The organism is Micromonospora rosaria (assembly GCF_001567585.1).
Lineage (GTDB): Bacteria > Actinomycetota > Actinomycetes > Mycobacteriales > Micromonosporaceae > Micromonospora > Micromonospora rosaria.
This window is the reverse complement of record NZ_LRQV01000227.1, coordinates 1-6,127: the sequence shown is the minus strand read 5'-3', so window position 1 is coordinate 6,127 and position 6,127 is coordinate 1. Positions and strand designations below refer to the sequence as shown.

At 75.0% G+C, this 6,127-nt stretch carries 5 protein-coding genes and 2 pseudogenes; 2 read left to right on the top strand and 5 right to left on the bottom strand.

Annotation, left to right across the window (positions count from 1 at the left end; all coding sequences use genetic code 11):
- Positions 1-187, top strand: a pseudogene (locus AWW66_RS34700) (hypothetical protein); the annotation flags it as partial.
- A 40-nt stretch (positions 188-227) separates the two neighbouring features.
- Here the strand turns inward: AWW66_RS34700 and AWW66_RS31005 are convergent.
- Positions 228-1,700: a peptide MFS transporter gene (locus AWW66_RS31005; RefSeq protein ID WP_067374073.1), complete on the bottom strand. Its 1,473-nt coding sequence runs from the start codon at positions 1,698-1,700 to the stop codon at positions 228-230.
- A gap of 247 nt (positions 1,701-1,947) precedes the next feature.
- Here AWW66_RS31005 and AWW66_RS31000 point away from each other — a divergent pair, with 247 nt between their 5' ends.
- Positions 1,948-2,289 (top strand): RNA polymerase-binding protein RbpA, encoded by a 342-nt coding sequence (locus AWW66_RS31000; RefSeq protein WP_067374064.1) that lies wholly within the window; start codon positions 1,948-1,950, stop codon positions 2,287-2,289.
- Positions 2,290-2,372: 83 nt separating this feature from the next.
- On the opposite strand, the gene AWW66_RS30995 is transcribed toward AWW66_RS31000, so the two are convergent.
- The 4 genes and pseudogenes from AWW66_RS30995 to AWW66_RS30980 form a co-directional block, all read right to left on the bottom strand.
- Positions 2,373-2,927 (bottom strand): FxsA family protein, encoded by a 555-nt coding sequence (locus tag AWW66_RS30995; protein WP_067374062.1) that lies wholly within the window; start codon positions 2,925-2,927, stop codon positions 2,373-2,375.
- A 56-nt stretch (positions 2,928-2,983) separates the two neighbouring features.
- Entirely contained in the window at positions 2,984-3,790 is an 807-nt protein-coding gene (locus tag AWW66_RS30990) for a polyprenol monophosphomannose synthase (protein WP_396890564.1), read from the bottom strand.
- 28 nt (positions 3,791-3,818) lie between these two features.
- The gene (gene lnt / locus AWW66_RS30985) at positions 3,819-5,459 is read right to left on the bottom strand and encodes an apolipoprotein N-acyltransferase (RefSeq protein ID WP_067374067.1); all 1,641 of its coding nucleotides are present in this window, start codon (positions 5,457-5,459) and stop codon (positions 3,819-3,821) included.
- A gap of 484 nt (positions 5,460-5,943) precedes the next feature.
- Positions 5,944-6,127, bottom strand: a pseudogene (locus tag AWW66_RS30980) (glutamate mutase L); the annotation flags it as partial.

Genomic DNA, 6,127 nt, shown 5'->3' with positions numbered 1-6,127 from the left:
CGCCGAGGCCGACGCCGCCCGGCAGGCGCTCGCCGCCGCCCAGGCCCACGGCGACGACCTGCAGGCGCGGCTGCGCGCCGCGCAGGCCGAGCGGGACGCCGCCGAGCGGCGGGCGGCGCAACTCGCCGACCAGGTCAGCGACCTGGCCTCGGCGCTGGCCCGGCTCGGCGCCCCACCCCGGGCCTGAGCCGGCCGCACGCCCCGGGTGCCGGTCGGCGCGGCCGGGGTCAGTGGATGCCGGCCATCAGGGTGCGCAGGTGCCGGGTGAGCATCACCGCGCCGAGGCCGCACGCCACCGACGCCAACCCGAAGGTCAGGAAGTACGTCGGCGCCGGCCAGGTCACCGCGAGCCGGGCCACCTGCCCGCCGATCGCGTCGCCGACGGCCACGGCGAGGAACCACAGCCCCATCATCTGGCTGGCGTACTTCACCGGCGCCAGTCGACTGGTGGCCGACAGCCCGACCGGGCTCAGCGACAGCTCACCGGCGACCTGCACGGCGTACACGGCGACCAGCCACCACGGGGAGACCAGGTCACCGCCGACGGCGGCCTGGGCGGCGACGGACATCAGCACGAACGACAGGCCGTTGAGCACCAGGCCCACCGCGAACTTCGCCGGCGTGCCGACCCGGTGGCCCAGGCGCAGCCACAGCAGCGCGAACAGCGGCGCCCCGATGATGATCAGGATCGGGTTGACCGACTGGAGCCAGGAGGCGGGGAAGGTGAACCCGGCCACCGTCCGGTCGGTGCGCTCGGCGGCGAAGACGTTCAGCACCGACCCGGCCTGGTCGTAGATCAGCCAGAACGCGGCGGCGAAGACGAACAGCCACAGGTACGCCCGCATCCGGCTGTGTTCGGTGCGGCTGAGCTCCCGGTCGGTCATGATCCGGGCGAAGTAGCCGACGGCGACCAGCACGGTGCCGACGGTGAGCAGGTTGACCACCGTGTTCACGGTGAACAGCCCGGCCACCGCCAGCGCCGCCACGACCAGCCCGGCCACGACGACACCGACGGCGACGCGGGTCAGCGCGCGGCGGCGTTCCGCCCCGAGCAGCGGGTCGGCGGGGTGGGCGCCGGCCGCGCCGAGGCCCCGCCCACCGAGGACGTACAGCACCACGCCGAGGGTCATCCCGACCGCCGCCGCCCCGAACCCCAGGTGCCAGTTGATCCGCTCGCCGAGCAGGCCGGTGACCAGCGGCGCGGTGAAGCCACCGATGTTGATCCCCATGTAGAAGATCGAGAAGCCGGCGTCACGGCGCGGGGAGTCACGCGGGTACAGGTCGCCGACCATGGTGGAGATGTTGGGTTTGAGCAGGCCGGTGCCGACCACGATCAGCGCCATGCCGGCGAAGACGCTCCAGTCCACCGGTACCGCCATCACGTAGTGCCCGGCGGCGATGACCACCCCGCCCCACAGCACGCTGCGCCGGGCCCCGACGAGCCGGTCGGCGACCCACCCGCCCGGCAACGCCATCAGGTACACCATCGCGTTGTAGGTGCCGTACACGGCGTTGGCGGTGGCGCCGTCGAGGGCCTGGCCGCCGTCGGCGACCGAGGCGGTCAGGTACAGCACCAGAATCGCCCGCATGCCGTAGAAGCTGAACCTCTCCCACATCTCGGTGAGGAACAGGGTCGCCAGCGCCCGGGGGTGGCCGAGGACCGTCGGCCCCGCGACACGGTACGGCGGGTCGCCCTCCATGGTCACCTCCAGGCCGCCCGGGGCGGCTATCGTCGCCTCCGGGCCGCCTGGTCGGCTAGCATCCCCACTGACAGCCAGAACACGCCACCGATTCGAGCCCGGCCGGGGACGACCCCGCCGGGCGGCTGTCATGGCCGGCTACCCTTGGCGGGGGTCCGCCGCGCGACACCACCGTGGGCGGGAATGGCCCGGCGGCCACGGACCGTTACACGAGAAGACCAGCACCACGAGCGAGGGGAAGTCGATCATGGGCGAGCGCATGCTGCGCGGAAGCCGTCTGGGCGCGGTCAGCTACGAGTCCGACCGCAACACGGAGCTCGCGCCACGGCAGACCCGGGAGTACCTCTGCGCCAAGGGCCACCAGTTCGAGGTCCCCTTCGCCGTCGACGCCGAGGTCCCGGTGACCTGGGAGTGCAAGTTCGACGGCAGCGTGGCCCGGCTCGTCGACGGCAGCGAGCCGGAGCAGAAGAAGGCCAAGCCGCCGCGTACCCACTGGGACATGCTGCTGGAGCGGCGCTCTGTCGCCGAGCTGGAGGACATCCTCGCCGAACGGCTCCAGGAGGTCCGCACCCGCCGCGGCCGCGCCTGACCCGCACACCGCACGACACGGCGACGCCCCCGAGAGGAAACGTCTCTCGGGGGCGTCGCCGTGTCCGTCAGGGCGTCAGGGCCTCACCGGGGGCGTGGCTCGACGATCTCCCCCTCGATGGCCCCACCCGGCGGCACCACCGGCTCCCCGGCCGGCGCCGTCGGCTGGTGCTCGGCGCGCGGCGCCGACCCGGCCGGCTCCGGCTGCGGCGCACCCCGGTACACCCGCACCCGGCGGGGCCCGAACAGGTCACCGGCGACCATCGACGACACCCGCCGCTCCGCCGACCGCTGCATCCCCGTACGCACCAGCCGACGCACCGGCGGCACCAGCAACGACACCCCCACCAGAGCACTGACCAGACCCGGCGCCGCCAGCAGCACCGCGCCCAGCAGCCCCACCAGCCCGTCGGTCACCTGCCGGCCCGGCGGCTGCCCCGACTCCGCCGCCGCGCGGAACCCCCGCCACGCCCGCATGCCCTCCCGCCGCAGCAGCACCAGCCCCAGCAGCGACACCGCGAACACCAGCAGCACCGCCCACCCGAAGCCGACCCACCGGCCCACCGCGACGAACGCCGCCACCTCCAGCACCACCGCCAGCAGCATGCCCAGCGGCACGAACCTCAGTCCTCGGCGCATGTCACCTCATCCGCTCCTCGGCGCACCCTGGTCTCCCAGCATGACACGCCGCCCCGTCACGGCCACCGGACCTGACCGGTGGGCGTCCCGTGCAACCCCCGCCGCACCGCCGCCCGCCGGTCCTGCACCGCCCACCCGGTGATCCGCCACAACGCCTCCACCACGATCAGCGGGCTCATCTTGCTCGCCCCCCGCTCCCGCTCCGCGAACGTGATCGGCACCTCCACCATCCGCAGCCCCGCCCGGTGCGCCAACCGCGACAACTCCACCTGGAACGCGTACCCCTGCGAACACACCGACTCCAGATCCACCGCCGCCAACGCGGCCCGCCGGTACACCCGGTACCCGCCGGTGGCGTCCGACACCGGCATCCCCAACGCCCACCGCGCGTACAGGTTCCCGCACCGCGACAACAGCAGCCGCCGCACCGGCCAGTTCACCACCCGCGCGCCCGCCGTCCACCGCGACCCGATCACCACGTCCGCGTCCACCGCCGCGGCCAGCAGCCGCGGCAGGTCCTCCGGGGCGTGCGACCCGTCGGCGTCCATCTCCACCACCGCGTCGTACCCGCGCCGCCGCGCCCACCCGAACCCCGCCAGGTACGCCGCGCCCAGGCCCTCCTTGCCGGGACGGTGCAGCACGTGCACCCGCGCGTCGGCGCGGGCCAGGTCGTCGGCGAGGGCCCCGGTGCCGTCCGGGCTGTTGTCGTCGGCGACGAGGACCTCCACCTGCGGGGCCGCCCGGTGCACCCGCGCCACGATCGACGTCAGGTTGTCGGCCTCGTTGTAGGTGGGGATGACCACCAGCACCCGCCCCACCCCGGGATGGCCCTGCGTCCGCCGCTGCCGCACCGTCTCGACCACCACGCCCCCCGTGTCCGTCGCGCCCGCCTCACCCGGCCCCGCTGCCGGGGGCGGTGTCGGCCGGGCGTCCCCGCCCGGCGGCCCGCCGCGCCGCACCCGCGGCGACCAGCGCCGCCACGGCCAGCACCGTCAGCGCCGCCTCCGGCCACACCCCCACCCGGGTGGCCAGGGTCCGCCCGTCACCCAGGCGCATCTGCCGGGTCACCACCGCCGCGGTGTTGAACCCGGTGGCGTCGAATACCCGCCCGTCGGCGGCCACGAACCCGGACACCCCGACCGTCGAGGCCATCAACGCCTCCCGGCCGTGCTCCACCGCCCGCACCCGCACCATCGCCAACTGCTGGCGGGCCTCGGCCACGTCGAACGTCGCGTTGTTGGTCTGCACCACCAGCAGCTGCGCCCCACCGGTCACCGTGTCGCGTACCAGCCCGTCGTAGGCCACCTCGAAACAGATCACGTCACCCAGCACCGCCGGCCCGGCCCGTACCACCCCCGGCTCCGTCCCGGCCACGAAGTCCGACCGCACCCGGTCGACCTGCTTGCTGACCATCCGCGCCAGGTCCCGCAACGGCACGTACTCGGCGAACGGCACCGGATGCCGCTTCGCGTACACCTGCTCCAGGTCCGGGCCGGTCCCCGGCCGCCACAGCACCCCCGCGTTACGGACCTGCCCGGCCCGCTCACCCAACAGCACCGCGCCCACCAGGATCGGCGCCCGCACCGCGTCGGCCGCCTGGGAGATCCGCGCCCCCGCCGCCGGATTGCGCAACGGGTCGATGTCGCTGGAGTTCTCCGGCCACACCACCAGGTCCGGCTGCCGGGCCGTCCCGTCCGCGACCCGCCCGGCCAGGGCGATCGTCGCGTCCACGTGGTTGTTGAGCACCGCCTGCCGCTGCGCGTTGAAGTCCAGGCCCAGCCGCGGCACGTTACCCTGCACGATCGTCACCGTGACCTGGTCACCGGCGCCGCGCACCGCCACCGGTACCACCAGCCCCACCCCGACCACCGCGACCGTCGCCGCCACCAGCGCGGCCACCGACCGCCACCGGCCCCGCCCGGCCGGGCCGCGCCACGGCCGCCACACCAGCGTCACCAGCAGCCCACCGGCCACCGCCACCGCGAACGTCACCAGCGGCGCCCCACCCACCGCCGCCAACGGCAGCATCGGCGAGGCGTCCTGGCTGAACGCCAGCCGCCCCCACGGGAACCCCCCGAACGGGGTCCGGCCCCGCAGCGCCTCCTGCCCCACCCACAACAGCCCGGTCAGCAGCGGCCACCCCCACCGGGCCCGGTCCACCAGCGGCGACACCCACGCCGTCGCCGCCCCCAGCAGCGCCACATACCCGGCCTGCACCAGCGACAGCAACACCCACGGCAGGTACCCGGTGTGCAGGTTCGTCCAGGACAGCAACGGCGCGAAGAACGCCACCCCGGTCAGGAAACCCAACGCCGCGCCGGCCCGCACCCGCCGCCGGTGCGTCGCCGCCGCCAGCAGGGCCACCCCGACCGGCGCCAGCGGCCACCACCCGTACGGCGGGAACGCGACCAACAGCGCCACCCCGGCCAGCACCGCCGCCGGCACCGCCACCACCCACGGCAGGGCCCCGCCCGCCGCGCCCTCGGGCGCCACGTCCCCGGCGCGCGTCTGTTCCCGGTCGAGCGTCGTCACCGGCACCTCACCACGATCACGCGCCGAAGGCTACCCGCCCCACCCGGGAAACCAGCCGCCACGGGCGACCCCCACCCGGGCGCGGACAACAAATCGGGGCGCGGCCTGCGCCGCGCCCCGATGCTCCCAGGCCCTCCCCGGCCGGTGGGGCGAGAATGCGGCACGCCGACCTTCGGACCGACCCGACGTGGACTGGCTGCCCCCGCCTGACCGTTGTCTACTGGCCGTGCACCTCACCCTGCCCGTACACCGGTAACCGCGACCGGTTCGCGCCGCCCCGCCGACCCCCGCCCGCTGGACCTGGCCGCCGCAACACATCGCACCGTGTCGCTCGGCCAGCGGACGAAGGGACGAAGCGAACAACAGCCGCTTCCCGTAGTAGGACTCAAAGACGGTACGTGGTACACCCCCGGCCGTGTCAACCCGCCCCCGGCCAGTCGCCCACCCCACCCGGCGTGTCGCGGCGGCACGCCCACCGACCGTCTCACTCCGTGACGAACCGCCCACCCAACAACGCCCGCGCCGCCCCCGGATGCTCCGCCGCCAGCAGCCCCCCGGCCGCCAACACGTAGTCGACGTCCACCACCGCCCGCGCCGCCCGCGGCACCGCCCACCCCCCGGCGTGATCGGCCAACACCCCACCCAACACGCCCACCGCCGCCGACTCC

Coding starts and splice junctions, on each gene's coding strand:
- AWW66_RS31005 (WP_067374073.1), bottom strand. CDS start 1,700: ATGGAGGGCGACCCGCCGTACCGTGTCGCGGGGCCGACGGTCCTCGGC.
- AWW66_RS31000 (WP_067374064.1), top strand. CDS start 1,948: ATGGGCGAGCGCATGCTGCGCGGAAGCCGTCTGGGCGCGGTCAGCTAC.
- AWW66_RS30995 (WP_067374062.1), bottom strand. CDS start 2,927: ATGCGCCGAGGACTGAGGTTCGTGCCGCTGGGCATGCTGCTGGCGGTG.